25 protein-coding genes are annotated in these 25,370 nt (G+C 58.9%); 7 read left to right on the top strand and 18 right to left on the bottom strand.

What is annotated here, in order from left to right:
- Positions 1-126: 126 nt before the first annotated feature.
- From Q4S45_RS08340 to Q4S45_RS08320, 5 genes are all read left to right on the top strand, one after another.
- A complete protein-coding gene (locus Q4S45_RS08340; protein WP_305510883.1) occupies positions 127-402 on the top strand; it encodes a hypothetical protein in 276 nt (91 codons plus the stop codon).
- A 318-nt stretch (positions 403-720) separates the two neighbouring features.
- A complete protein-coding gene (locus tag Q4S45_RS08335) occupies positions 721-1,071 on the top strand; it encodes a hypothetical protein (RefSeq protein ID WP_305510881.1) in 351 nt (116 codons plus the stop codon).
- A 274-nt stretch (positions 1,072-1,345) separates the two neighbouring features.
- Complete coding sequence (locus tag Q4S45_RS08330) at positions 1,346-2,446, top strand: hypothetical protein (protein WP_305510879.1); 1,101 nt, start codon at positions 1,346-1,348, stop codon at positions 2,444-2,446.
- Between the two features lie 179 nt (positions 2,447-2,625).
- On the top strand, positions 2,626-3,429 hold the full coding sequence (locus Q4S45_RS08325; RefSeq protein ID WP_305510878.1) for a hypothetical protein: 804 nt from the start codon (positions 2,626-2,628) through the stop codon (positions 3,427-3,429).
- A 311-nt stretch (positions 3,430-3,740) separates the two neighbouring features.
- On the top strand, positions 3,741-4,214 hold the full coding sequence (locus tag Q4S45_RS08320; RefSeq protein WP_305510877.1) for a signal peptide protein: 474 nt from the start codon (positions 3,741-3,743) through the stop codon (positions 4,212-4,214).
- Positions 4,215-5,106: 892 nt separating this feature from the next.
- Here Q4S45_RS08320 and Q4S45_RS08315 read toward each other — a convergent pair.
- From Q4S45_RS08315 to Q4S45_RS08295, 5 genes are all read right to left on the bottom strand, one after another.
- Positions 5,107-5,367, bottom strand: coding sequence for a hypothetical protein (locus Q4S45_RS08315; RefSeq protein ID WP_305510875.1), 261 nt, complete (start codon positions 5,365-5,367; stop codon positions 5,107-5,109).
- 606 nt (positions 5,368-5,973) lie between these two features.
- Positions 5,974-7,536 (bottom strand): GMC oxidoreductase, encoded by a 1,563-nt coding sequence (locus Q4S45_RS08310; protein ID WP_305510873.1) that lies wholly within the window; start codon positions 7,534-7,536, stop codon positions 5,974-5,976.
- 8 nt (positions 7,537-7,544) lie between these two features.
- Positions 7,545-8,327 (bottom strand): SDR family oxidoreductase, encoded by a 783-nt coding sequence (locus Q4S45_RS08305; protein WP_305510872.1) that lies wholly within the window; start codon positions 8,325-8,327, stop codon positions 7,545-7,547.
- A gap of 2 nt (positions 8,328-8,329) precedes the next feature.
- Entirely contained in the window at positions 8,330-9,685 is a 1,356-nt protein-coding gene (locus tag Q4S45_RS08300; RefSeq protein WP_305510870.1) for a glucoamylase family protein, read from the bottom strand.
- Positions 9,682-11,124, bottom strand: coding sequence for a glycosyl hydrolase (locus Q4S45_RS08295; protein WP_305510868.1), 1,443 nt, complete (start codon positions 11,122-11,124; stop codon positions 9,682-9,684). The genes Q4S45_RS08300 and Q4S45_RS08295 overlap by 4 nt, the downstream gene beginning before the upstream one ends.
- Before the next feature lie 193 nt (positions 11,125-11,317).
- Between Q4S45_RS08295 and Q4S45_RS08290 the strand changes: the two genes are divergently transcribed.
- Positions 11,318-11,974 (top strand): DUF1345 domain-containing protein, encoded by a 657-nt coding sequence (locus tag Q4S45_RS08290; RefSeq protein WP_305510866.1) that lies wholly within the window; start codon positions 11,318-11,320, stop codon positions 11,972-11,974.
- 105 nt (positions 11,975-12,079) lie between these two features.
- Positions 12,080-13,117: a YncE family protein gene (locus Q4S45_RS08285; protein ID WP_305510864.1), complete on the top strand. Its 1,038-nt coding sequence runs from the start codon at positions 12,080-12,082 to the stop codon at positions 13,115-13,117.
- 703 nt (positions 13,118-13,820) lie between these two features.
- Here the strand turns inward: Q4S45_RS08285 and Q4S45_RS08280 are convergent.
- The 13 genes from Q4S45_RS08280 to Q4S45_RS08220 all read right to left on the bottom strand — a co-directional run bounded on the left by Q4S45_RS08280 (position 13,821) and on the right by Q4S45_RS08220 (position 24,934).
- On the bottom strand, positions 13,821-14,918 hold the full coding sequence (locus Q4S45_RS08280) for a helix-turn-helix transcriptional regulator (protein WP_305510862.1): 1,098 nt from the start codon (positions 14,916-14,918) through the stop codon (positions 13,821-13,823).
- Positions 14,919-15,294: 376 nt separating this feature from the next.
- Positions 15,295-16,710 carry a hypothetical protein gene (locus Q4S45_RS08275; protein ID WP_305510860.1) on the bottom strand — a complete coding sequence of 472 codons (1,416 nt, stop codon included), beginning with the start codon at positions 16,708-16,710 and terminating at the stop codon, positions 15,295-15,297.
- 38 nt (positions 16,711-16,748) lie between these two features.
- Positions 16,749-17,201, bottom strand: coding sequence for a hypothetical protein (locus tag Q4S45_RS08270; protein ID WP_305510859.1), 453 nt, complete (start codon positions 17,199-17,201; stop codon positions 16,749-16,751).
- 253 nt (positions 17,202-17,454) lie between these two features.
- Complete coding sequence (locus Q4S45_RS08265; protein WP_305510857.1) at positions 17,455-17,787, bottom strand: hypothetical protein; 333 nt, start codon at positions 17,785-17,787, stop codon at positions 17,455-17,457.
- Positions 17,788-18,454: 667 nt separating this feature from the next.
- Positions 18,455-18,757: a hypothetical protein gene (locus tag Q4S45_RS08260; RefSeq protein ID WP_305510855.1), complete on the bottom strand. Its 303-nt coding sequence runs from the start codon at positions 18,755-18,757 to the stop codon at positions 18,455-18,457.
- 106 nt (positions 18,758-18,863) lie between these two features.
- On the bottom strand, positions 18,864-19,127 hold the full coding sequence (locus Q4S45_RS08255; protein WP_305510853.1) for a hypothetical protein: 264 nt from the start codon (positions 19,125-19,127) through the stop codon (positions 18,864-18,866).
- A gap of 15 nt (positions 19,128-19,142) precedes the next feature.
- The gene (locus Q4S45_RS08250; RefSeq protein WP_305510851.1) at positions 19,143-20,126 is read right to left on the bottom strand and encodes a relaxase/mobilization nuclease domain-containing protein; all 984 of its coding nucleotides are present in this window, start codon (positions 20,124-20,126) and stop codon (positions 19,143-19,145) included.
- Positions 20,126-20,656, bottom strand: a complete 531-nt coding sequence (locus Q4S45_RS08245) for a hypothetical protein (protein ID WP_305510849.1) — start codon at positions 20,654-20,656, stop codon at positions 20,126-20,128. Before Q4S45_RS08245 ends, Q4S45_RS08250 begins: the two co-directional genes overlap by 1 nt.
- 912 nt (positions 20,657-21,568) lie before the next feature.
- Positions 21,569-22,204 (bottom strand): MarC family protein, encoded by a 636-nt coding sequence (locus tag Q4S45_RS08240; RefSeq protein WP_305510847.1) that lies wholly within the window; start codon positions 22,202-22,204, stop codon positions 21,569-21,571.
- A 192-nt stretch (positions 22,205-22,396) separates the two neighbouring features.
- Positions 22,397-23,377 (bottom strand): YfdX family protein, encoded by a 981-nt coding sequence (locus Q4S45_RS08235; RefSeq protein WP_305510845.1) that lies wholly within the window; start codon positions 23,375-23,377, stop codon positions 22,397-22,399.
- Between the two features lie 149 nt (positions 23,378-23,526).
- Positions 23,527-24,042 carry an Hsp20/alpha crystallin family protein gene (locus tag Q4S45_RS08230; RefSeq protein WP_305510843.1) on the bottom strand — a complete coding sequence of 172 codons (516 nt, stop codon included), beginning with the start codon at positions 24,040-24,042 and terminating at the stop codon, positions 23,527-23,529.
- Between the two features lie 30 nt (positions 24,043-24,072).
- Positions 24,073-24,453 (bottom strand): Hsp20/alpha crystallin family protein, encoded by a 381-nt coding sequence (locus Q4S45_RS08225; protein ID WP_305510841.1) that lies wholly within the window; start codon positions 24,451-24,453, stop codon positions 24,073-24,075.
- A 28-nt stretch (positions 24,454-24,481) separates the two neighbouring features.
- Complete coding sequence (locus Q4S45_RS08220) at positions 24,482-24,934, bottom strand: Hsp20/alpha crystallin family protein (RefSeq protein ID WP_305510839.1); 453 nt, start codon at positions 24,932-24,934, stop codon at positions 24,482-24,484.
- Between the last annotated feature and the right edge of the window lie 436 nt (positions 24,935-25,370).

The following is a 25,370-nucleotide window of genomic DNA, read 5'->3' as shown; positions in this document are numbered from 1 at the left end:
GGGTCGGTTGCGGCCGCTCGTGACAGAGCGTGACTTTTTCAGCTCGGCAAGGTGCTATGCTCGGCCAAACGGCCGAGTTCGGCCAAAAGCAGTCCTTTGCTCACCTTACAACCCAAATAGGTAAGTATGAACATCATTTCCGACGTTTTCGTACTGATCGGTGGAGCTTCAGCAACCACTGTGATTTTCTTCTATCTTCATAGCCGTTCCTCGATAGCCATCCGTCACACTTGGCGACTACCATACTTATTTCTTGGCCTTCTGTGGGCGATCTGCGTGATTGCCGACCGCTTTTTGGGGGTACTGCCATTATGGCCGTCTCATGTAGCCTTTGGTTGCTTCTTGGCTGCTATGGCTGCAAATTGCTACCTCAATTTTAAAAATGAAAAAGGCGTCCAATAGAACGATTGATCCGAACTGGTTACAAACTTTCCAACCGCTGTCTTACGCAGGCGACACGCTACGCAGCGTTTTCTTAGATAAATTTTGAGGCCCACCCGAACGTCTGGTTTGGGTCGGGTCCTGCCGGTCGTGACATTGCGAGAGTTTTCGATTATGACTAGATGTTATTCTGAGTCCAACGGCAGGATGCGGCCAAGAGTGCCCCTTTGAGGTCGCATGAGATAGACGTCCTCCTTCGCGCGGCAACGGACATACACCGAGGTCGGATACCGGCCTATAGTGTTGAAAAATTCAGTTACGAAACTGATACAAACTTTAATGAAAAATGAGCCGTTAAAGCCTCCTTTTCGACGTGTTGCACGCTGCCTCACATGTCTAGCATTGCTTGTTGGAATGCTGGTAATCATGCTTTTCGCGGCCATGTATTTACCGTCACCGATCAACAATATTTTGAATCCGCATTCCACAGGCGGAGGAATCACACTGCTGGTTCTATTCGGACTAGCCGTCATCAATTTTATTGCATTGATGTACTTCGTGTCGATCGCTGCAGTGGATTTGTATCGACAACCGGCCATGCGAAAAGCTTCCCATTGCTCGATAGTGATACTTGGCGTGCTTGGAATCCTGTTGCTCGGTTCCTGGCTGAACTGGTTTTATCACCGGTAGAACAGCAAATCGATCTTCGCTCCAATTTGGAGACAGAAATCCTCGTGTAGGAATTTTATGAACAATCGTATTTCCGTTCGCAGCAGTCCCCATTCGACTAGTAGCGGTCATTCGGATATTCACTTAGCTGTTCGAGGAGTCCGATGCTCATTTCTATCCAGCTCCAATTTAGTGCCGGTTTCGAGATAGTGGCCGTACAGGGAGATGTGGTCGCGATTCAGTTCCTGGAGACGGGTGTCGCGTTCTAGTGGCGTCAGCAGGTCGCGGAGGAAACTTGAAAGAGATAGCTAAGCCCGATAATTCGACAGCTCCCGATGAGACCGTCAATGCCATGCGTAGCCTTCGGCGCGCGCGCCAGTTCATGTGGGTATCGACCGTATTGGTAGCCGTGAGCTTGTTCGCGGTCATCGCATGCACACGCCTAGAATGGTCGCGCATCGTCCCGTATCTAATGTGGAACCACGTCGCCATCATTGCCGTATTCGCATTTGGCATGTTTGCTGTGCGCGGACTCAGCGGGCGCCCGCTCCACCGTTCCATGCCGCGACCCGGCGAGTTATTTGCCCGCCCAATCCTGATTGTCGCCGTGGTAGCTGCACTAGTCGCCGCTCCCAACTGGGTCGATACGCCATGGGACATGGGACCAGCGCCCGACGGCAGCATCGCGACCAGTCATAACTGGCATGCGTCGCCCGATGGCTCACATTACTTCGAGAGCTTCAATCGAGGGGCAGATCGCGAAATTAGCCAGGAGCAATATGATCAACTCAACCGCGGCTTGTATTCGATGTTTGCCCGAATTTGGGTTCTGTTCTCGTTCCTTGCCTTGATGACGTGGCGCTTCGTCGCACTCAGCAGGGATGCGCCGCCGAAATCTAATAGCGCGCCAAGCGCTCCCGCTGTACCGGCGGTCACCAATGATTCGTCCCGGTCAAAATCGACTGCCCTGATTGCAGCGATCTGGACCTTGGCAATTGGCGCCAACCTGGCGAACTTTGCACTAGGTGGGCAACAGGAATTCTGTTCGACGCCCATGCCCCCGGAGATGCAATTGATCGTCATGGCTATGCCTATCGTATTTTTCTGTGTTACGTCGATATTCATGAAGCGGGCTCTTTTCGTTTCGCCGTGGATTGCGAGCCTGATCGACCGAAAGAGGGGAGCCGGATTCAGCGCGAGTTTCATGGTCCGCCTGAAGCCGCTGTTATTGTTCTCGGCAACGAGTCTCATCTGTGCGGCGGGGACGGCAATGCAATGCGCGAAAGGTGGCGAAGGGCCAGTCGATTGGACGGTGCCGGGATTTCTGCTGTCATGCAGCGTCGCGTTTGCACTCACGCATGTGATGATGCGTTGGCGACGCGTGCCCGGCGTTTAGGCGGTTACGCTGCGCGATCTGTTCGGCGGAGCTCTTGCGGCCACCGCAACCGGCCCACAGCCGCCGTTGGCCTGATCAACAGCAGTATTTCCGAACGTCCGCAATGGGTCGGGAGCAGACGTCATAATGGATGATCCGCTATAAAATTCGTCTTCAGCTTATTTTTACGTTGAAATGACATGCTTCTCATCCGTTTGTGCTTTGCAGCGCTTTTTTCTCTTCTTACAGTAAATCTGTGGGCAGCAGATACCATTCGCCAGCGTCGTACGGTCGTTGTCGATGGAACCCTCGAGGAATGGACGCTCAGGTGGTCAGGGCCAGTGCGACCTGTTTGCTCAGCCTTGGAAATGACCCAAGCAGTTACATGTCCCTGTAGTGGCTTTACGTACGGCGAACAGGGTCATTTGTTCCTGGAGCGAAAACATAACGACGCGTTGCTCGAAAGTATGGACTTATCTCCACTATTTGCCGAATTCGACAACCCGGCTGATAACGGAAATGCCGCACTGGTGCTTTTACCGCGCAGGCTGAACGACCCTAGCGACGATTTCGGTGACCGCACCAAGGTGCGTGAGTTTGAAATCGAACTGCGGAAACGATCGCCTGTCGATGTTATGGATCTCAGAGATTTTACGCAAGACGGAATGAAGGCGAGTTTCCTGCTACAGGTAGGGAACGTGCCTTGTGGCAAACAGGAAGCCATGCTTATTGGTATTTCCCGGAAGTTTCCTAAATTGCACGCTTTCTCAACGGCCGCTCATCCGGAGCGCCCACTTGTTCTGCAACGCGGCGCATGGATGGCCTTGTTGGCAGCAGGTAGGAAAACCACAATTACGGATTTGGCGTGTGGTGACCACGGCAGTGAGAACGAAATAGAGCAAATCATTTACTCTCATGAGGGCAGTTTTTCTGTACGGGAAAATACATACTCTTGTGAGAAAGACGGGGCACGAGGACCACAGCTTCGAAGCGTAGACAAATGATCAGCTCCCCGGAGCATCCCTGATTACCGTCGCTGGCCGGAAGCAGGCATTCAGTTTCTGTACGTCCTAGGCCGAGTTTGGTTGAGAACTGTCGGTCGCGACAGTCTGCAACCGGCCAAAAGCGGACCTTCCGTTGTCGAGCAAGGTCCAGTGACTCGACGTCGTTTGAGAGCCGATACCTACGGAGTGAGGTGATCCGCGTTTGCGCGCCCTGCATTAGGGAACGCACGACGTATCGAGCGTCGAAATTTCTCTCGATGGAACATGATACTAACAAGCACGTATTTTCGTGCGCTAACCGGAGTTATCCCATGAAAATATCAGCACTTTCCATCTTGGCCTGCTGTTTGATCAGCGGCTCAGCATTTTCACAAGCCGCATCGACCCCGCCAGCAAAAACCGCCGCTAGTGCCCAAGCTGCCGCTGTCCATGCCATGTGCAAAGACGGCACAAGTTTTGACGGCGCAAGCATGCGCGGTGCGTGTAGCGGCCACGGTGGAGTGGATAAGAAGGCGTCGACAGCAGTGGCAGCTTCCACCGCCGCTAGTTCAGCTACAACGCCCGCTCCGAGTTCTAGCGTGAAAGCAACAAATGAAGCGACTGCATCAGCCGCACCGGCCGCCGGCGGAGGAGCCGGTAAGGTGTGGGTCAATACTTCGAGCAAGGTCTATCACTGCGCCAACGATAAATATTACGGTAAGACCAAAAAAGGCGAGTACATGACTGAAGCAGATGCAAAGAGCAAAGGGTTCCACGTCAGCCATGGAAAGGCTTGTGCCGCCTAAGGCGATTCGGCCACAGGTCAACGAAGCGGGCAATTGCCCGCTTTTTTACGCCTACAGGTAATGGAAAGCAGCTGCCCTTCTTGGCCCGGATTGCGGTCGGAGTCGACCTATTGAGTCTCCACATACGTAGACGGATCGATTTCTTGAGGACCACTCCGCTGAAATGTTTGGCTTCAAAAACCGCAAATTCTATTGCTAGATCGTGACGAGTGCTCAGGTCCACGGTTTGACGAAAATCGGCCAAGCCCTGGCGCTCCTCCTCGCCCATGTGATCGCTATTGGCCTTATTTACCTGGCTCACCGCTTCAAACCAACTTTCACTGCCAGCGCGGAGCGTTTGTACTTTAGCAATAGTATCGCGAATTTCGTTGTGACATGAATGGCATCTTTCGTTTCGCTTTTTGCATCAGGCGTACCGCCCTCCCACGTCCCATTCCTAACAGAGTGGGGTAGAAAAACGGTTCTGCGGCTTTTGCGTGTGCTTCACGAAAAGCACGAAGGGGAATGCTTGGCTGAACGATATCGCGCAATTCAAAATAACACATCCGTGCGAACCGCCACGAAATTCAATCACCACGCAAGCACACAGAGGATAAATGCGCTTGCGCGTCAGTCGCAGTGCCACGCAAAATATCTTCGGCCCGCACACGACCTGCGACCTCGTGCTATTTCTGTGGGAGTGGCCGAGTGAACGCGAGTTTGGAAAAATTACAAAATCGGTCTGACCAGCGGAATCGTTTGCTGATCGTTTCCCTGAACGAACAGGCGCTTCGCGGAGACGTTATCCGGAAAAGCTACTCTTGAATTGAACGCGACATGGAGCGTTAATCATGTGTTCCAGGGGAAACCATATGGCGGCGCGGCAGCGGGACACGCCGCAAGACCGCGACCACTATTCCATCCCAAGCAGTCGCAGTGCCCGCTCAAGTGCATCGATCTCGCGCTCAAGGTCGATGAACGAGCCATCAGCACCGAACGGGATCTGCGCATCATGAAGCAGCTCCAGCGCCTGATGCACCTTGCAGAGATCTGCAATGACGATGCTGTCTCGCTTCGCCTGCCTTATAAAATTACGCGCCGTACTCATAGTCATCAATGGTGAAACGAAGCCGCGCGCAGTCGGGCGCTGCACGACGCAGAAATCATAGTTCAATTCCCTCACCTTCGAAATTACAACCGCGACAGGTTAATGCTCACGTGGCGCGTTCTTACACATGCGTAATCAACGGTCCATTCGAATGACTGCGCTGGCGCAGTTCCGGTTCACCAGCGACACCGGAGTTATCGCAGGCGACCACAACTGTAGAGGCGAAAGTCGGCGACGACAAGCGCTGCAAGTCGGCCACGCACCGTGCTACCGCTGCTGTATCGGCCAGGCTTGTGACGATGCAAGGCAACGGAATGCTGATTCGCTTGGGGTAACTTCACGATCGCCCCCGTTCGCTCAGAAGGCGGGGCATGCCACCGTGGTCGAGCCGACCATTGCAAGATCGTACCGGATCGCAGCAGGAGCTACAGGCCGAGCGCAGCGGCAACGACGATCACGAAGTTATCTCCGCGTCGGCGACGATGGAAGTTTCCCCCCATGTGCCGTCGCACAAGCGCGCCGAAACGCGCCGGCGCAACGAACTACTCGCAGGGTTTGCTTCCAGGTCACGTCAGCGCTTCACCAGCGCCGGGTGTCATCGATGCTCGTCAGCTCTCTACCGTGCCCGCACCGCTGCACGTCGGGCTGCGCGTCGTAGCCTGAGCCCCCCCGTCAGCGCATCCGCTGGCGCAGATGATCGGCCACGCGCAGCGCGTTGGCGATGATGGTCAGCGAAGGATTGACTGCACCGCACGACACAAAGAAACTGGCGTCGACAACATAGAGATTGTCGAGGTCATGCGCTTTGCAGTTGACGTCCAGCGCGGACGTAGCGGGATCGCTGCCGAAGCGAATCGTTCCGTTTTGGTGGGCTGTGCCGCCAATCGGAATATCCTTGCCGAGATACAGATTGCGAGGTAGCAGGTGCGGATGGCAATCCATCGCATCGAGCATCTCGCGCAGCTTTTCGCGCAGCCGGTGGTGGCCTTCCATATTGTTCGGCGCAAGATTGAGCACGATGCCGCCATCGTCGGCCAGCGTGACGCGGTTGGCCGGGTCGGGCAAGTCTTCCGACGTGAGCCAGAAATCGATCGCGTGGCCGGCCAGTTCGGATAGCGCCAGCTCCGGATGAAACGGCAGCCAGGCTGGTAGTTCCGCGGCCATTGTGGCGCCGTGGGATTTGCCGAGCATCTGGATGTGGCCGAGCGGGTATTCCCAGTCGGGCGCGCCGAAGTAGTAATCGTTGATTGCTAAGGTCTTCTGGAACACGGTGTCGTTGCGGCGCCGGCTCACCGCCATGAAGGCCGAATTATTGTGGCGCATGTAGTGGCGACCGACGACATCGGAACTATTGGCCAGTCCTGTCGGATGCTGGGGCGAGGCCGAGCGCAGCAACAGTGCCGCGGAATTGATCGCACCGCAGGCAACGACGACGATGTCGCCACTGTAGATTTCCGACGCGCCGCCGCGGCGAACGTGAACACTGTTGACGTTGCGTCCGCCCGCATCGGTGCCGAGCTTCTCCACATAGGCATTGGTCAGCAGCGTGACGTTCGGATACGTCAACGCCGGCTCCAAGCAAATCGTCTGTGCATCCGCCTTGGCGCCGAGCAGGCATGGAAAGCCGTCGAAGGCATCGCACCGGATGCATGGGCTGTGCCGGTCGACCTTGCCCTCATGCTCGTCCAGCAGTATCCCAAGCGGCAAGGGAAACGGATGCAAGCCCTCGCCGGTCAGTGCCGTGGCGAGTTCGGCGATACGCGGTTCGTGGGACACCGGCGGATAGGGGTAAGGTCGCGATGAAGGCGGCTCGGTCGGATCCGCACCACGGGCGCCGTGTACATGGAACAGCGCTTCTGCCGCGCAGTAATACGGCTCGAACTGCGCGTAGCTCACCGGCCAGGCCGGCGAAACGCCGCCGTGATGGAGTATTTCGCCGAAGTCTTCCGCGCGCAGGCGCAGCAAAGCGGCGCCGTAAAATTTCGTATTTCCGCCCACGTAGTATTGAATTCCGGGCCGGAACGCGCGGCCTTCGCCGTCCCGCCAGATCTCCGGCGACTGGTATTTGGCCTGCACGAACACCGCGGACGGATTCCAGTTGTCCTGTTCGCGGCGCAGAAAATCCCCGCGTTCGATGATCAGAATGCGCTTGCCCTCGGGCGCAAGGCTAAGGGCAAGCGTGCCGCCGCCGGCGCCACTGCCGATGATGACGATGTCGTAGTGATTGGGGTTCATCTCGCGCGCTAACCTCCATGCGCGAAGCTTGGGTAGTCGGTCATGCCGCCATCGACCAGCACCGTCGTCCCCGTCACGTACGAGCCGAGATCGGACACCAGCACCGCCGCCATCTTGGCAATCTCCCCAACCTGCCCCATGCGGTTCAACGGGATCTTCTCCAGCAGGTCCGGCAAGCCGGCCGCGTCGCTCCACACCTCCTGGTTGATCGCGGTCTGGATCGCGCCGGGCGCCAGCGCCAGCACCCGCACGCCGAACGGCGCCGCCTCCTGCGCCAGCGTCTTGGTCAGCATCGACAGCCCCGCCTTGCTGGATGTGTAGGCGCTGTAGCCGGTCCAGGCAATGGTCTCGTGCACCGACGTGATATTGAGGATGACGCCGGCGCGCCGAGCGGTCATGCGCTTGAGCGCCGCCTGCGCACAGTAAAAGGAACCGAACAGGTTGACCTCGACTACCTTGCGCCAGCTGGCCGGATCGGCGTCCCATCCCAGCGCGCTGTGCCCATCGATGCCGGCGCAGTTGATCAGGATGTCGGGCGATCCGCACTCGCTGTCGGCGCGTTCGAACATCGCCTGGACCTGGCCCGGATCGGACACGTCGGCTTCGATCGCGGTCGCGCTTCCGCCAGCGGCGCGGATCGCATCGACCGTTTGCGTCACCGCCTCCGGATTGCCAAAATAATTGGCGACAACATGGGCGCCGCAGCGGGCCAGCGCCAACGCAATGCCCTGGCCGATGCCCGTTGCCGCGCCAGTGACCAGCGCGACTTTTCCTGTGAGTTCGATTTGCATTGTTATTGAGCCTTGTCTGGAGTGACGGCGGCATCGAGCCAGCCGCCGGTGACGGCGGCATCGAGCCAGCCGCCGGTGAAGCCGGCCCGGCGCAGGCCGGCCTGAATGTAGGAACAGTGGCGCATCAGGTTCCACACGAAGCCGGTGCGGTAGTTCTCGATCATCACGATGGTCGGGCCTTCATTGATGCCGAAATGGTAGGGCGAAACCCAGCCCGCCTTGTGCTGGCGCTCGCCCTCGAGATGGTAGGTCGGCGAGAACGATGCCTTGAAACCGTAAGGATTCACTTCGTGCAGGCGCATGCGCCAGAATGCTTCGATCGTCGGCAGCACCACCTCCGGCGCGAACGGCAGGCTGGCCACTACCGCCCAAGGCGCCAGCGTACCGTCATCGGGGCCGTAGGGCACGCCGCGCGCGACGTAATCGAAGAAGATGCGCTGGACGCCCTTGACCTTCTTGCCGACGTAGCCAGGTCCGTCGCTGGCGGTGACGCCCCAGCAGAATTCGCCGTACTGCTCGAAATTGAATGGATTGCGGATCGCATACTGCTGCTGCACCAGTGTCGCGCGCCGGCTGTTTTCGAAGTAATCGATGCCCCGCTCCTGCATGAAGCTGTCCTGCACGCCGCGCAGGTCAAGCCAGACGTGCGACATCTGGTGGATGAACAGCGGCCCGGCATACAGGTAATCGATATCGTAGATCGACTTCCATTCATAGCTGGCCAGCCAGGCGGCGTAACTGGCCGGCTCGACCGGCAGTGTCGGCGAGCCGAGCGCCAGGATATACAGGATCAGCGCCTCGTCATACCCTTCCCAGTGATACGGCAGGAAACCGGTTTCCGGCTTCCAGCCGTGGCAGATCAAGGGCGAACCGGCAAGCATCCATTGCCAGTCGACGCGGCGGTAGAGCAGATCGGCCAGGCTGCGGATGGTGGCCTCGTGTTCGTTGTCGGCGTCGAAGAACGCCGCCGCCGCGAGCACGCCGGCCATCAGCAGCGCTGTATCGATGCTCGACAGCTCGCAATCCCAGGCGCGCTTGCCCGTCTCCATGTCGAGGAAATGATAGTAAAAGCCCTTGTAGCCGGTGGCGCCGGGCGACTCGCTTTGCTCGCTCTGCGCGAAGAACTGCAGCGTCGTCAGGGTGCGCCTGGCCGCGTGCTCGCGCGACATCAGGCCGCGCTTGACGCCAATCGGATACACCGTCAGTGCCATGCCGACCGCGGCGATGCTGGCCGGCCAGTCGTCGGCCGACTTGTCCTTCACCAGACCGTTGCGCAGGTTGGTCTCCTTGACAAAATAGTCGAAGGAATCGCGCTGCAGGCTGGTCAGGAATTGGTCCTGGCTCCCTTCATCGATCATGCGTTCTCCCAGTCTACCCGCAGGAAAGCGAGCGCCTGCGCCGGAATCCCGAACTCGAGCCGCAGCGCGTCGCCATCCTGCACGAACCCCACCGCCGTGCGTGGCGGAACCGATACCGCCACCAGTTCCGCGACCTGAGCCTTGGCAAGATACTCGGGCCGGCCCATTTGCTCCCACTGCCTGGCCGGGTTGCAGTTTTCCTCATCGATACGTTCGATCCAGACGGCGCGCACCCGCCGCGCGGCGCAGCCGTACAGCGTGAGGGCCACGGTCTCGTCGGCGATCGGATGGCGCGGCATCGCCTGATTGATACACAATATATTGCATCCGGCCGCGTCGGCGCCCTGTTCGCCTACCCACAGCACAACGGTCGGATGCTCTTGCGCGACCGGATGATGTCGATCCCCCAGCCGCCGCAGCATCTGGAAGGCGCGGTAGATCGGCTTGGGGATGCCATGCAGGTTCATCAGGCCAAAGCCGCCGTGAAACGGCAGGCTGGGAAAATAGTTTTCCTCGAATATGTCGGTAAAGGTCCAGTAACTGTAAGCGTCCACGACATCGTCCACGCTCATCAGGATGCGCACCGCGAGCGCCGCCGCCCACGCATGATCGTGCAGTGGGTCGCGTGGATTCGACGTGACGTTCCACTCGGTGTAGAGCAGCGGCCGGCCCTGCCCCTGTTCGCGCGCGGCCAGAGCGCGAACGCGCATCACGTCGAGCGGCGCATGCTCGAGTTGGGTGACCGTATCGGCACCAATTTCACCGAAGGCGTCGGTCGGATAGAAATGCGTGCTGATGAAATCGACAGGCAGCTGGTTCACTGCGCAATAGCCGAGAAACTCCTCGATCCAGGCGTTCTGCGCGGTGGCGGGACCGCCGACGCGCAAGCGCGGATCGACCGCCTTGATCGCATTGGCGGAACTGGCATACAACTTGAAATAGCCTTCCTGTCCGCCGGTCCAGAACGCCTCCAGGTTCGGTTCGTTCCATACCTCGAAATACCATTGGGCCACCTCGTCGATGCCGTAGCGATCGACCCAGTGCGCCACCAGCCGGCGCACCAGTTCGCCCCACTGCGCATAGTCCTTCGGCGGCGTGATGTTGGCCTTGTAATGAAACACGATGTTCCCGCCCGACGACAGCGTGGCGGGCATGAAGGACAGTTCGACGATCGGCCGCATCCCGATCGACAGCAAAAAGTCGAAAATCTGGTCGGTGTTGAAGAACGAATACAGGAATTTCTCGTCCTGGCAAATCAGGGTGCCCATATCGTCGCACAGGATGCCGTGGAAACGCACGTAACGGAAATCCAGATCCTGCCTGGCCTGGCGCAGTTGCGCCTGCCAATCGGCGCGCAGCGCGGTGGGTGCATGGCAACTGCCGACGCTGGTCTGCCAGGGATGGCGCAGCGGAATCGCCGCTTCTGCGAGGTCACACATTAATTGAATCGACATTGAGCGCCCGTGAAATGGAATGGCGCGAGTGTATCGAGGCCGATGCTGCCAAACGGTACGCTAGCGAACAGTCCGGTAAAGTGCGGCCTTGGATTACCTATTCGTAATCACCGGCCCATCCCCATGACACCATGCACTTGTTACCATTTCGTCCAATCATATTTGCAGGAAGGACACCGTGCACACACTTCATCGCTTTGCAAAGAGCCGGCCCAGGCTGCTCATCGCGTTCGCGCTCGGCGCCGCCGCAGGCGTCCTGCTGCCGCCGCACTGGCGCATGGTGACGCGGCTATTGGGAGGCTGGAACGTCACAATCTGGTCCTACCTGGTTCTGATGGGCTGGCTGATGCCGCGCGCAAGTCATGCGCGCGTGCGGCGCATGGCGGAACAGGAGGACAACAGTGCCAAGGTCGTGTTGGCGATCATCTCCATCCTGGCCGTCGCCAGCATCGCCGCAATCGTTCTCGAGCTGACCGGCGTGCATGATTTGCCGTTCTCGCGCCGCGTCGGTCATTACATCTTTACCGGGGCAACGGTGTTTGGCTCCTGGTGCATGGTGGCGGTGATCTTCACCTTTCACTACGCCCATCTGTTCTATCGGGCAGATCCGGCCCGGCGCCCGTTGCGGTTCGCCGACGACGAGCAGGCGCCCGACTACTGGGACTTCCTGTACTTTTCGTTCACTATCGCGGTCGCCGCGCAGACCTCCGATGTGAGCATCATGAGTCGGAGCGCACGTAAGACCGTGCTGACGCAGTCCTTCCTGAGCTTCGTCTTCAACACCGCTATCCTCGGCCTCTCAATCAACATCGCCGCGGGGATCGTCGGAGGCTAGCGGCCCAATTCGGTTCATTACGAATTTGTAATTGCGGCAGAACCGCGGGCGAAATCACGTAGTGCATAATTTAGTACTCTCAACTTAATTTCGGAACCGCATACCATGCCATTGTCGAACACGATCAAGCGCGCACTACCGATGCTGCTGGCATGGGGGGCGTTCTGCCACGGCGCCGCCGCCGCGGAAGGCGAATACCGCCTCGCGGAAAAGACGGTACTGCCCGGCGCGGTGCGATGGGACTACCTGTCGATGGACGCAGCGTCCCATCATCTGTACCTGACCCGCGGCGACCATGTCGATGTATTCGATACGGCGGACAAACGCGTCGTCTCCACCATTTCCAATACCGCTGGCGTGCATGGCGTGGCCATCGCCAGCGATCAGGACCGCGGCTACACCAGCAATGGCGGCACCAACTCGGTGACCGTGTTCGCCTTGTCATCTTCGGCACCTCTTGCTACGGTATCGGTTGGAGGCAAACCGGATTCGATTGTCTATGACCCGAAAAGCCGACGCGTCTTCGTCGCCAATGGCGCGGACAAGAGCCTGAGCGTCATTGACGCGAGCACAAATAAAGTCGTCGCGACCGTGATCCTGCCAGGCGTCCCGGAGACGGCGGTAGTTGACGCCAAGGGGCTGCTGTTCATCGCTATCGAAGACAAGAACGCGATCGCTGTCATCGACACGGAAACCTTGCGCATCGTTCGCCGGATCGATGTATCGTCAGTCTGCGACGAGCCGGCCGGCCTGGCGATCGATATGGCTTCCGACCGGCTTTTCGCCGGCTGCCACAACCAAAAAATGGCAATCGTCGACGGCCTGACCGGCAAGATTCTCGCGGCGCCGGCGATCGGGCGCGGCAACGACGCGACGGCCTATGACCCCGAGCGCGGTTTGGCTTTTGCGTCGAATGGTGAAGGCACGCTCACTATCGTCGATGCGCATGCGCCATATGCGATCCTGCAAACCGTCGCCACCATGCCGCGCGCACGCACCATGGCGCTCGATCCCCGCACCCATGCGATTTATCTCGCGGCGGCCCAGATTGACGACGCGCCGGCGCAGCAGGTCCAAGGTCAGCAGCCCAAGACAAAACTGAAGCTGGACACGTTCACGGTACTTACCGTTTCGCCGCGCTGAATACCAGCGTCACGTCCCGACCGTTTCGCTTGTTTGGTGACATCGGGCGCGGACGTGGCCGGATCGCTGCCGACCCGGATCGTAACCTATTGATGGGCGGTGTCGCCAATCGGGATGTCCCGGTAGGCCGAGGTGAGCCAAGTCGATCGCGCGCAGTCCGGCGGCGATCGTATCGCCGCAGAACTGCCGAGCATCAGGATATGTCCAGCCGGGAATCGTGGACGGGCGTGCCGGTACAATAATTGACCGGCCGCTGCCGATTCTAGGTTAGCGGCCTTCTGTCTATAAGGCCGCTTCCGACTGCAAACATCTAGTGGCTTCGTGCCAGGAGCCGCCGTTTTGCGCCAATTCGATATTAGCTATCGAAAAGCCACCATTCGATAGCCAGCTATACGGTTAATTATCCGATTGACGAGGAAGATGACCTCACCGCTGGCTGGGTGGTGCTTCTGACGAATAACCAGTTCAACTGGAAGTTCGGGCTGGACTCCCTATGCAAGCTGCAGCGGTCACATCGTACCGCTTCCCGCCCAAGCGATGTCGACGTCAGTCTGTCAGCAACGTCCTCCGTTACCGGTCAAGTCCGGCAACACCAAAGCAGCGGCCACAGCGGCTTTTAGATCCTTTCAAGCGTTAGATTAATGTACATGCCCAGCGACGATTTCGCCCATTCCGGATGATTGACCTTGCATATCGCTTCAGGTTACAGCGGGTCGAAAACCTCCAGACGGCCAAGCAGCATGTGCAGTTCAGTCTGCCTACGGATACCGAGCTTGGCGAAAACTCCCTTCAGTTGCGTGCGCGCCGTATTGACGGAGATCTGCAAGGTGTCCGCTGCCTCCTTTAGCGACAGGCCCCGGCGTAACTGCTCAACCAAACGAACTTCGGCAGGACTCAGGCCAAACAATTCGTGCAGGCCCGTCCCTCCCTCAGGCTGGCGTTCTGAAATGTCAATCACAACCACCAGCGCGCTGGGCCCGCCGCGCTTCCACCCCTGTTCCCAGGTGTCGGGAAGCGGGATCACATTGAGAAAGACCGGGCGGCCGTCGGTCTGCTGTAGACGGACGATGGATGCGACGCGGGCGCCGGCACCGCATGCCCGCGTGACAGCCGACAGGACCTTACCATGGATGGGTGAACGGACAGTAAAAGGCTGCTCAGGCCTCGACAGCCAGGCGCTACCGGGCCGGTTGCTGAGCACCGGATGCCCGGCCATATCGACAATTATCAGCGGCATTGAAACCCGGTCGAGGACATCGTGCAGGAGGAAATTGGGCTGGGTCAGTGCCAGGAGACGAGAACGCAGTCGGGCCGCACGCTGGATATGCGGCATGAGCGTTTGCAGGCGCCGTGCCACTGGAGCCTGGTCGAGCATGCCCATGCGCGAACTCAAGGTCAGGAAACCATCGTGCCCGACCGAATCGCGAACCACCGGCGCTGTCATGGTCGAATCGAGCTCGTAGCGGCACAGGAAATCCTGGTAGAAAGGCGCGCGCCGCATCACCCCCGCACCGAGGTCGCGTTCGTCCAGGTACCATCCGCCAAGGGGCTGTTGGTCAACCCAGGCGCGCGCAGGATCGATCCAATGATAGTGGCGGGCATATTCTTCGCTCAACTCCGGCGGCAAGCCGATCTGTTCCCCGACCATGCCCTGATCACGGCGCCGGTCCCATACGACCAGGCAGGCAGCCTGCGAGCCTGTTGCTGCGGTAATCTTTCGCAGGGCCTCATCCCATCCGCGTGGCGCCAAAATGCCATCGTAGAACGAGCCAGCGAGCGCAAGAACTTCTGTATCTCCCATTGCTGCCCCTAGTGCAGAAATTGCACATAGTAGCTACAATTTTACACCTCGTCACTCATCCTATTGTAAATTTAATAATATGTTAATCGAGCGGTTGTGGCGGTCCATCCTGGCTGAAACGCCATGGTCACACGGGCTTCCAAATCAATCGGTATGGCGAGCCTGAGGTACCGAATCACGTAGGAACTTGTCTAATATCCGGTCAGGCATTCATTGCAAAGGATAAACCGGTCCACTGTCGGGCCCTCGTCTTAAAACACACCCCAATCGTCGTGGCGCTACATGTCTTGCCTTCGAATCATCAGCCGCCAGCTGCGGCATTTGGCGCCCTGGCGCACTGGGGAACACTGCCAACAAACGCATACGCAGGGGGCGCTCACCCGCCCGAAGCGGAACGGCAAAAATGCATTTCGCCACGCACTTCGCAGCGGCAAGCCTGTGCGGTACCGGAATCGGCCTGTGCTTTTTCCTGAGCCCGCTGGCAAGCTTCCCTTTCGCTGCGCGCGGTGCCCAGATGATCGGTGAAACCATCCTGCTTTTCACCGGGCCGCGGGGAGGCCACGACCGGCGCCGGTGAGCCCGGCGACCTGGGCGCCTTTGCTTCGCGCAGCCGGCGGTACGCGTCATCGAGGGTGTTGATATCAAGGTAACCGCTTTGTAGTCCACCTGCTGTCTTGAGGTGCTGTTCAGCGCACGTGAAGTCCCGACTGCCGATGCACCTATCGACGGCCTTGAGTTCCTTCACGAAGTCGAGCTGATCCTTCTTCTGTCGCGCCTGCTCTTCGTACCGCAGAATGTCCCCGGCGCTACCTGCGCCGCGAACCGGTAGGGGCTCGCTCGAATGGTCGATCGCCGGCGGCGCGCCGAGTTGGCTCGGCGCGCTGTAGGCGGCTTGGGCAGTCAAACGTTGGTACAGTTCACGCGCTGATGCCGTGCTACGCAACGCTGGGGAGTTCGCCCAGTCGGTGACGTGCTGCGCAGCGACCGCCACGACAACGACCGCGGCCACGCTTGCGACAAAAGGCGTCGTTGCGGCGATAACCCCAGCCGCGCTCGCCAGCTCTCCATGGGCAGCTGCTTGTGCAACTAGTCGCCCTGTAAAAGCTGCGGCTCCTACAAGCGAAGCATTGAGCATTTCTTGCATGGGGGAGGGGTAAAATTCGCGGGCGCCGGCACTCCTATCGCTGAAGAAGCGATGGATTAAATCGTCTACCTGGGCATGCGCCACCGGTAGAACTTCAAACTGCTTCCAACTGCGCGCCAGCACAGCAGTCACGTCGAATTTGCTTACTACCGCCTGCATTACCTCTGGGGTAACGTCCACTACATCGACGAGTGCTCCGTATCCCTGAAAAGCAGCGCTGGTCATGAGTCCCTGCCGCCAGCGTGTTCCGTCGCGAAACAGTACAGAGCCGGTTATCCAGCGGCGATCCGGTGAGTACAAACGGTATTCAATCCGTTCGTTACCGACCCGCTGCACCGTGATGCGCTCGCCGGTATCAACGGCCGCAATTTCGTTAAGACCATCACGATCATCGATAGTAAGGCGGATGCGCTGCGCCACAGTCCCCCCGAACACGGACCAGCTGCCGTTGCCATGGGTGATGGTACGCACGAGGTGAACCGGCCGTCCAAGATAGGTCGCAGTGAACAATAGTGTGTTATCGGCCACCTGGGCGTACGCCAGATCGCGCAGCTCACCATGTCCTGGTTCGCCGCGCGCAGCATTCGAATTCAGACTGAATATGAGGAAGCCCAGCAAGAAGCTGGCAAGCAGGAAATGGCGCATCATGATTCCTTGTTGGCGCGTGCGCGCGGCGGTTACCGTGCTTACTTGAGGGGTACGACGTCCACGCCGATCACGTCACGCTGTTTGCTACGTTCGTAATCGACCCTTGGCCGACCGTCGTGGCAAGCACTGCACGGCACGTTCGGGTAGCTGGTCGAAAAGGCCTTGCAGGCGCTCCTGCGTTCGCGCACTATTGCTTCGTTCACAGACGGCAGCGCACTGGCATTTTGCAGGCATTCCAATGCATGGTTCAGCCGGCATTCATCGCTACCTTGGTCGACGTCTCGGATCGTACTCATCACATTGTTGTAGCATGCGACGGAGGCTTCGGTCAGTCCACTGTAGCGGTCGACGATCCCCTTGCCGCCCGATTTCAACGCCATGGCCTCGGCACAGGGCTGCAAGCACGCGTTGGCCCCGCCCAGTTGCTTCACCAAGGCGCAGGTCCGTTTGGCGTCTTGCGACTGTGAAATGAAGCCCGTCGACTTTTGCATGCACACTTCCAAGGCGACTAGTGCGCACCGCGTGTCGACAACAGAATTGAGCGACTTTGGCAGGCTTTTGGCGCTTTCGGCACAGGCCTGTGCCCGGGCTTGAAATTCCTGGGTACCTGGCGATATTGACGGCAGACTCTGCGCCAGCACACCAGTAAAAGAGAGCGAGCAGGCAAGTATAGTCATCAGGCGAAAGCATTGCACCATTTCGAGACCCTCGACGTTTTTTAAGTGGTAACTGTGAAGACGCAGATCAACCGCACCCAATGCTTTTTACGTAATTGACGAGCGTGTTGTATTGCGACTTTGCAGTCGCTGCGGCCGTCGCGTTCCCGGCCGAGCAGTTGGCGATTGCTTGCTGGCGCATCGCTTCAGCATTTTGGACCTGGGGCAGGCACTGTCCGTCATTCTTGTACTTTGTAAGCAGCGCGTTGTAGCCTAATGTGTCTGGAAAAGTCGTGTTGTTGCAGGTAGCACTAACGGGGGCAGCAGAACTGATGTCGTCGCCGACGCCGACGCCGCAACCGGCAATGCCAAACGATGCAAGACATGCTGCGCCTAATACCAGTCGATAGTCTTTTTTCATAATTTTTCCCTTAGTAATCGGTTTTACAGGGTTGTCCGGGCTCCGCTTTTAAAGACGCGGTCAAACAAACGCCGTGATTCCAGACTACGTCAGGCAATAACTGTTGTAATCCCATAAACAGGGTATTGACAATTTGGGAAGCGCTGAACAATTCGAGTTGTGCCGGCAAAAATGAAATTGGCGCTGACCGCGAGGGATTTTTCGAACGCAGTCGATTTTCTGACTTTGCAGGTGCCACTGTCCGAGTTTTTCTTGGCGATTCCTCGCCTTTTTCATACTGCTGGCGCAATTTGGGTTAGAGTGTTGCGGCCACCGATTGAATCCACAGTCAGGAGCGGACGCTCAATGACGTAGTCCAGTCGATCAACGACAGCTCGTGCTGCCTCCACGTCCTTCCCAGTGGCGGTGTACGAAAACATCACGATCGAAATCCCAATTACTGTCAGTGGCGCCGGAAAAAGATGGGAACTAAGTCGCGCGGACATGCCGCGCGATGGAAAAATGCAATGAATTGACTTGGACGTGCAGTCGACAGATGACGCCCCTGTCGAAAGCCGAAGCAAAACGTGCATGTGCGAAATGCCACCGAGTAAAGGCCACATTCGACCTAAAATTTTTCGCGCATAACGGCGTAACTCTGCCCGCACCTAACAGAATTCAGCAAAGTCTATCCTTCGACATCCGAGAAAATCAACTGCGCCAGCCAGGACTGGGCGACGCATTTTCCTGACAATGCGTCCATTTCAAAGCCGCTGATCGTCACGGTTCCGTCGCCCAGCCAGCGCACAACCGCATCGCGCAGGGGAGGCAAGACGTCCACTCCAGATTCTGTCGTTCTCAAATAGGCAGTGCACACACTGCGGCGAAACTGCCTGTCATGTTGATCACACATGCTAAGCTTACCGACGTGTACCGGCTGCTGTGTCACCGCGCGATTGCGCGGCAGCGGTCTGCCGCCATCCTCAAACATTTGTGCCACCTTTACCAACATCTCGCCCCCGAAGAACTACTGTATGCGCATACAGTATAGCGCAAGCCGCTCCGACGGCAAGGTGCGCGGACCGATGGAGCTCCTTCTAACTCTGAAATAACGGGTGCAACAACGTCCGCATCACGCAGTAGCCAACGAACAGCGCAACTGTGACACCCAGCACTGCCGCAGTAAGCTCGACTCCAAAACGAACCACGCCGACCCCGAGCGCGACCATCACCCGCCATCCCAGCGCAATCAACCGGAACGGCACCGCGAGCTTCCAGAACAAGAACATCCCCCACGACCAGCAGGAACTAAAGACGTTAAACCGGCCTGGCTTGCCTGCCGCTCCGCCCAAATAATCCATTGTCGCCTCCATCGTTTACTGTCGATCGCGGGTAACTTCCCGGTCGCGCGCTTTGCGTCTCGTCCCTGCCGCCACCTCCAACGCCAGTTCGAGCGCAAGCTGTCGATCCTCTTCTCGTTCGGAGGCCGCCAGTGTCTGTGCGAGTCCCTGATAACCGGCCACCACCTGGGCCTCGGCCATGCGCGCCCTCTCGATGCGCTGCGGATCTGGCACAGCAATCCCGATCCGATCGAAGCGCTCCCCCCGCTCCTTCTTGTGGCGAACGCTTTGCTTGTCGCCACGTCGGGATTGCAAACGTTGCAGCCGCGGCGTCGCTTCGCATTCCACGCCATGCTCACGCAGGCGCTCCGCAAACGCTTCCCGCCAGCGCTGCAGGTCCGCCTTGCGCGGGTTCAGCCTCACACCGTCAAGCCCGATTGCTTTCACGCAGAGATGGACATGCGGGTTCGGAGACGGAACAGCGTCTGGGTCCGTATCGAAGGTATGCAAGGCCATCGCGTACTGATAGCTCTGAAACTCGGAAGCAGCAAATTCGCGGGCTGCACGTAGCACTGCGACATCTCTCGTTCCGTCGGGCATGGACAGAATGATGTTGAAGGCCTGACGCGTCGTCGCATTGTCGTCGATCGCGAAACCGCCAAAACGCCACTCGTCGCGCAAGGCAGCGAGGTCGTCTTTTCCAGTGAACTTGTCACCCTGTTGATCTTCCAGCGGGAGCTGGCCGTTGCGCGAAATGTAATCGAGGTGCGCCTTGATATGGCGGATAGTCTTCCCGCCTCCCGATATCCGCACCATGACCTGAGGTCGCCGCTTTACCAGCGAATGCACTCTGCGGCGCACCTGCGAGGCATCCATTCGCCCCGAACCGGCGCCGGCTGCCTGCGGCGCCAGTAGGCGCAGTCCTGTCATCCCTTTGCGGATCCGCTTCTTCACCGGCCCGCCATTGAAAACGCGGTTGCCCCATTCCTGCAGCGCATCGTCGACTTGGCGCGCGTTCATCAGTGACTCCAGCGGCTGGTGTTGGCCGTCATTACGCTGGCGACCTGGCCCGCGTGCTGCATGACGGTGGTGCGCAACGCCTCGATCAAGTCCCTTCCACCCGTGCCTATCGGTATGCCGTGGTTAGCGGCCCGCGCCAGCTGATTCAGGTTGCGACCGATCGCGAGCATCTGCAGGTTTGACCGCGCCAGCATCTCGAGCTCGCGCTGTCCGAGTTGCGGCGTCTTGTCCAATCGCGCGTTTATCAACGCGACGATCCAGCGCGTCAGCGAGAAGCCCTCGTGTTTCGCAATCGCTTCTGCGCGGGTCAGTTCGGATCGGGTCAGGCGGATCTCGCGCCGTATCTTTTCAGCGGATCGCGGGGTCTCTTGCGGCGCAGGTTCGGGAGCCGCGCCGGCGGTGAGCTTGGCGACGATGTGTCGGAACGCCTCGCTCGGGGTTGTCGAATGCGCCTTGCAGTAATCCAGCCAGGCCTGCTTGTATTCACCGAGGTCGATGTTGATACGGTTTGGGCGCAGTGCGGTCGTCATGGTCGTCTCGCGAGGTGGTCACGTCGGTCGATGAGTCCATGGTAGTCAAACGTGCGTGGAGCACTTTGACCGGCGTCAGCCTATCCTGCATTAGTCCTCAAGACCCCAATTATTTTAAAATTTAAAATGCCTGCGAGATATGGCTGCAAAATGTATCGCGACCAGGGGCGCAATGACCACAATTCGCCCCCAGGCACAGGTACACGCGCCCGCCCTCACTCTCGCAAAAAGACGCACAAACAAAAACGGGGCGGCTAACCGCGCCGTCCCTTCTTCCACCATCAGGCATCAACACGCCGAGATCATTTCAACCTCAATGGCTCCGGACATCACGCCACGTTGCCTAGCGCCCGCTTCGCCCCCTCGTGCAGCGAAAGCGGATGACCGGACGCTAGAGTTGAGTGACGGCTGTCGCCCCTTAACACACGTTCGCTTTGCGCTGGCACTCCTGTCATTCGACTCGCTCACTTCGCACATGCGAACGTAGAACAACAACGACTGTGCAGGAGGACGTTGTTCATGATGGTACCAACGACTGGCACAAGCGATTCGGCGTTGCCCCAGCATGCGGCGATGCGCGTTTACGCTCATCGGGAGTCCGCATGGGAAGCCTCGCGGAGGTGAGATACCGGGTTTGGCGGTTCCACCACACACGAGGAGGTCCGTTGATATCGGCGCAGCACATCACGGGCAATGAGGTAAGCCTGAATCTGCTTTTCGCTTATATACGACAAGCCGTGATGCCGCATCGCCGCGCGTTTGTATTTCGCTTTTTCCGATTGGGAAGTAGCGCGCCCTGAATTCATGATCAACTCCTTTCTCCGACAACAATCGGCGGCTGCAAGTATTGTTGCGTCCTTAAAGGTAAATACCACTTTCGGCGTTTCGACTCGCTTCCAACTTCATAGAAGCTCAGGATGCGAGGCCAGGCAACTGACTGCGAAGTCCAGTCATAATGAAGTGGATTCCGATGGCCGCCACGAACAGCGCCATCACCCGCGTTGCTACATTGATTCCGGTCCTGCCGAGCAATCGGTTGATCGGCAAGGCCAGACACAAGGTTACGCCAACGAGAGCGGCAGTCGAAACCGCCGAGCCGACCAGAGCTGCCTTCGCCTGCCAGTCTCCTATGTCGTTCGCCAAGGTGATCATCACGCCAATCTCCGCCGGGCCGACCAGCAGCGGGAACGCAAGAGGCGTAACGGCGATGGCCCGGTGGTCGGACCTGGCTTCGCGACGCTCTTCCGAAGTTTGCATAAAGCCACCGTAGTGCGCCTGGAACATTTCAAACGCGATGAAAAGTGCGAACAGTCCGCCGGCAATGCGGAAATCGTCGAGCCCGACATAGAAGAATGCCAGGATGTCACGACCAAACAGCGCCGAAGCCGACAAGAAAGCCGCTACCGCCAGGCTGGCAATCACAATGGTCTTGCGCCGTGTGCGTGCCGCCATGCCGTGAGTCAGGCTCAGAAAAATCGGGATTACGCCGATCGGATTGGCAAGTGCGTAAAGCAGCGTTGTGGTGCCAACAAATTCGTTCTGATGCATCTTATTCTTTTCCAGATAACATGGCGCGATGCCCCAGCAGGCCCTCGCCTGAAAGGACGGGCGTCCACATTGCACCTTTCTGAGCGCATCGCAGTCTCAATGCCGCCGGCGCTTAAAACGGCGCCGGGCGCCGGCCAGGCCACCGGAGGTTCCCAAGGAGCCATACGGTGGCCGCGTTCACCGTGCAATCGATTAGAAGGCCTCAGCGACTTGCTTTCGAATTTTGGCAAACCAGCCGGATCCGCTTTTGCCGGCCGCGGAGGCTTTCTCGATGGATTCCAGTTGGGCGTACATCGGCTGGAAGTCGCTCTTCTTCCCATAGCCGAGCATCTCAGCCATCTGCAATTGGGCGCGCACGCTCTTGAGTTGGTTCGCCAGCTTTTCGTTATCGTCTTTACTGCGGTCCTTTTTCTCCGCCAGAGCCTGCGCATCCTTCAGGAGGTTTTCGGCACGCAACTTCGGCAGCGGGATCACCTCGGTGGTGACTACCAAGGTACTGAGGGCCATTTCCAGCTGCGTCTTGGCCTCCTCGATTTTCCCCGCGTCGATCAGCGGCGTAATGCCCTTAATCGCCGAGGGGTAGGTCGCCAGCGGAATGTTCGTGGTTCGAATCTGAGTCTCGCTAGCAAGCGCTTCCACCAGGGGCCGCGCTCTGGGAATATCACCGTTTGAAAGTGCCCTTTTGGCGTCGGCAATTGCAAGTTTGAGCGTCTCCGGTTCGGCAAACACGTCGAACGTCACTACCTCGGTGGCAATGGGCGCGAGCCTGAGAGAAGGATCGCGAGCGACAATGAGCTCCAGCTTGCCGGTGGCGTCCGCAAGCGCTTTGAGCGCCACATCATTCTTCTTGTCCTCAAGTGCCTTGAGTGCCTGCTGCGTCTGGGCGATTGCTGCCGCAGCATCGGTCAGCAGCTGCTTGCGCTTCTCGGCGGCGGCGGCCGCAGTCTGCTTGTCAACCTGGGATTGAACCGCCTTGCTGGCCCCTGCCTGCATCTGCAGCTTGCTCGGGGTGGACGATTCTGCGGCAAGCAGCGGGGCCGCCGTTACCAGACCGACGCTCAGCAGTGCTGCCGCCAGCCCCTTCAGCGCATTTGAGCGCTGTGAATATTTACGATCACCTCCATTCGATGAACCGATTACCTCGTTTGGATAGGTCAGCATGAATGGCTTCATAGTGATGTCTCCTTTCGATTCATTAGATTCATGTCGGCCAGCGTCCGCCGGCGACATGAGCCCAGTAATGTAGCTCCAAGCCTGAAACATCCTTCATCCGATGACGTGGGCCGCCCGGCTTTGGCCGACCGGCGCAGCACCTCTGATGCTCAGGCTGTCCTTACAGCAATATGAACAGCGCGGGCCGCTTCCGCTTTGGGAAGCTCGATGCGCAGCACCCCGTCGCGGTAGTTGGCCCTGGCTTCTTCAGCCCTAACGCGCGCAGGTAATGCCACATCGCGTCGGAAGCTGCCATAAGCACATTGCACGACACTGTAGTGGCCACGTCCGATCTCTCGATCAGACCGTTTCTCACCCCACACGGTGAGAGTGTCGCCGTCCAATTCGATGTTGAAGTCTTCACGGCGCATTCCGGGTGCTTCGATGCGGACGATCACCTTTTCGTCGTCATCGAACACGTCCGATGCCATGAAGGCCCATCCGCCAAACGGCAACCGGCCTTCTTCGCGCGGGGACGGCGTACCCGATTGCGCCCCCGCGCCCGGCGCTGCCCAGAAGCGCGTCAGAGCGCCGCCGGCGCGGGCGCTAAGCTCACGCCAGCCCTCAGCCAAGGATTGCCACGCGTGGTCCGCGCCTTGCTTGAATTGCTCTGCAAGCTTCGTCATGGTGGTTCCTCCCTAACCTTCGGCCCAAGGTCAACCCGCCGATACGGGGATTCGCCGAGGCTGTGCCTGCGCCTGCTTGGGAATGCGCAGGCTGAGCACGCCGTCTTTCAGGTTGGCTTCGATGTGCGCCGTGTCGAGTTCGCGGCTCAAGGTGAAGCTGCGGCGGTATCGCGGCACGCGGACTTCGGCGTACACCGCCTCCAACCCATCTGGCGTGAGCTGCTGCACGCCACCCTCGATCAGCAGGGTATCGCCCTCGATCTTTATCTCCAGTTGGTCCCTCGGCACGCCGGGCATGTCAGCGAGCAACGTAATGCCGACAGCGTCCTCGAACACGTCAACCACTGGTTGCACAGCCCGTTGTGGCTCCTGATCGGCGCCTTGACGGGTCACTTGAGTGTTGTCGTTCATGATGAATTCTCCTTGTATGTTCGATGAGTTACTGCACGGTGATGCGCTTTGGTTGGGCCGATTCGTGACGGGCGATGCTTACATGCAACACGCCGTCGCGGTAAGTGGCATTGACCTGCGACGGATCGATGTCATCGGGCAAGGAGATGGCGCGCGCGAAGCTTCCTGAGCCGCGTTCGCGAGCGTACACCTGAACCTTCGGATCATTCGCAGGGATGCCTGCTACGCGTTCACCGGAAATGCGCAAAACGCCACGCTCAAGCGTCACTTCGGTTTTCGAGGCGTCCAGGCCGGGGGCGAACGCATAAATTTCCATGCTGGAAGGCGTGCGGCCGACATTGACTGCGGGCACCGTTCCGGAGGCGACGGAGCGGATGCTGGTCGGGAAACCAGAGACGCCAAACGCATCATCGAGTTCACGGCGCAGTCGCTCGAACTGGCCGAACAAGCTGTTGGGGTGATTCAAGATCGAGTCGTACATGGTATGTCCTCCGATTCAAAAGTTGCACCGGCAGGAGACCAAGACCAGCCGGCTCGAATCCGAAAATGGGGATTGACAAAAACGGCTTCAAGGGGGCGTTTCACAAAAAATGAACCTCCGCGGTGAGTTGCGTCCAGCGCACACTCCCGGCCGCATTCTGGCTTGGGGGAAGATTGGCGCAACGGGCGGTGCGGCCCGCGCTGCCGCCTTTGGATTGGTGCCGAGGCGCGCGCGCTTCACAGTGCAAACGGCGGCTCGAGGGCCGTGCCACGAGGTAACTGGCGCCGCCCTGACGGCATCCGGCGCGACTCACCTCAGTCTGCCAGCAAGTGGGCGGTGCGCGGTGCGCGAAGCGCTGCGCCGGGGTGGCCTGCAGATGGGCGCGAAGCGCCGAGCGTGCCGTGGCGGTGCGCGAAACGCTGCGCCGGGGTGGCCT

Source organism: Massilia sp. R2A-15 (assembly GCF_030704305.1).
In the GTDB taxonomy this organism is placed as follows: Bacteria; Pseudomonadota; Gammaproteobacteria; order Burkholderiales; family Burkholderiaceae_D; genus JAFCUW01.
This window is presented reverse-complemented; position numbering and strand designations above follow the sequence as displayed.